2 protein-coding genes and 1 pseudogene are annotated in these 1,285 nt (G+C 66.9%); 2 read left to right on the forward strand and 1 reads right to left on the reverse strand.

Annotated elements, in window-relative coordinates; translation table 11 throughout:
* Nucleotides 1-437 (reverse strand): M48 family metallopeptidase (locus B3E91_RS04035; protein ID WP_287028478.1); only part of this gene is annotated, 437 nt, incomplete at its 3' end.
* A 190-nt stretch (nt 438-627) separates the two neighbouring features.
* On the opposite strand from B3E91_RS04035, the gene B3E91_RS04040 reads away from it, so the two are divergent.
* On the forward strand, nt 628-1,005 hold the full coding sequence (locus tag B3E91_RS04040) for a response regulator (RefSeq protein WP_273234906.1): 378 nt from the start codon (nt 628-630) through the stop codon (nt 1,003-1,005).
* Between the two features lie 66 nt (nt 1,006-1,071).
* Nucleotides 1,072-1,285 (forward strand): annotated as a pseudogene (locus tag B3E91_RS04045) (DNA ligase B); the annotation flags it as partial.

Below are 1,285 nucleotides of genomic sequence, written 5' to 3' on the forward strand. Positions count from 1 at the left end.
TAGCCGGGCAGCATGTGCTCGCAGAGCTGGTAGAACGCCTTGTTGTGGTCGAACTCGCGCAGGTGCGCCAGCTCGTGAACCACGATCATGTTGAGGAACTGCGGCGCCGTATCGCGGAACAGCGCGGCGATGCGGATTTCCTTCTTCGCCCTGAGCTTGCCGCCCTGCACGCGCGACACCGCCGTGTGCAGGCCGAGGGCCTTCTGCAACACGTCGAGCTTGGCGTCGTAGAGCACCTTGTCCAGCCCCGGCGCGTTGCGCAGGAATTCCTGCTTGAGGGCCATGGTGTAGGCGTACAGCGCCTTGTCGCTCTGCACCGCATGACGCTCGGGATAGCGCTGGCGCAGGTACTCCTCGAGGCGTTCCTGGGCGATCAGCGTGCGCACCTTTTCCTGCAGCGCGGGCGGATAGGCAGCGAGGTATTTCAGCGGCGTCATGGCGGGCGGGACGGGCAATCGGGGAGCGCGCAGTCTAGCAAGCGGCCGCCCTTCGCGGTCGACTCGACGACGGGGCGCAGCGGGTAGATCGACGTGAAAGTTTCCGGAACGGACCCTGGCGCTGGCGGTCGTATGCGGGGAATATTCAACCCCATCGAAAACTCCCCCTTAGCAGTCCCGGGCGCCACCAATGAGTCAGGCAAAAAGCAAAATCGTTCTGCTGGTCGAGGATGAGCCGGACGTCCGGCTTCTGCTCGCCGAATACCTCGAAGAGGAAGGCTACGCCGTGCTGCAGGCCGCGTCCGCTGCGGAGGCCTTCGCGATACTGGCGAGCAAACCCCGCCTCGACCTGCTGGTCAGCGACTTCCGCCTGCCGGACGGAGTCTCCGGCGTGATGATCGCCGAACCCGCGCTCAAGCTGCGGCCGGACCTCAAGGTCATCTTCATCAGCGGCTACCCGGCGGAAATCCTCGACTCCGGCAGCCCCATCGCGCACCAGGCGCCGGTGCTGGCCAAGCCGTTCTCCTTCGACACCCTGCAGGACCAGATCCAGCGCCTGCTCGCCTGAGTCGCATGCCCCGGCGGCACCGCCTGAACTACGCTGGGCGCTTCTCTCCGAGCAAGGATGCTCCCGATGAAGCGCTGGATCGCCGCCACGCCGTTCTGCCTGCCTTTCACCCTGCTCGCCGCGCCTTGCCCCGACTGGCAGCCCGAGCGCGCCCGTGCCGAACTCGACGGGCTGTCCCGCCGGATCGCCGAATGGGACGCCGCCTACCACCGCCAGGGCCGCTCGCCGATCGCCGACGAACTCTATGACCAGGCCCGCGAACGGCTCGCCGGCTGGCGCG

The organism is Pseudomonas sp. UBA6310 (genome assembly GCF_002438225.1).
GTDB lineage: Bacteria > Pseudomonadota > Gammaproteobacteria > Pseudomonadales > Pseudomonadaceae > Pseudomonas_O > Pseudomonas_O kuykendallii.

What these genes read in the sequence shown, in the direction of transcription:
- B3E91_RS04040 (WP_273234906.1), top strand. Translation starts at nt 628, where the DNA reads ATGAGTCAGGCAAAAAGCAAAATCGTTCTGCTGGTCGAGGATGAGCCG.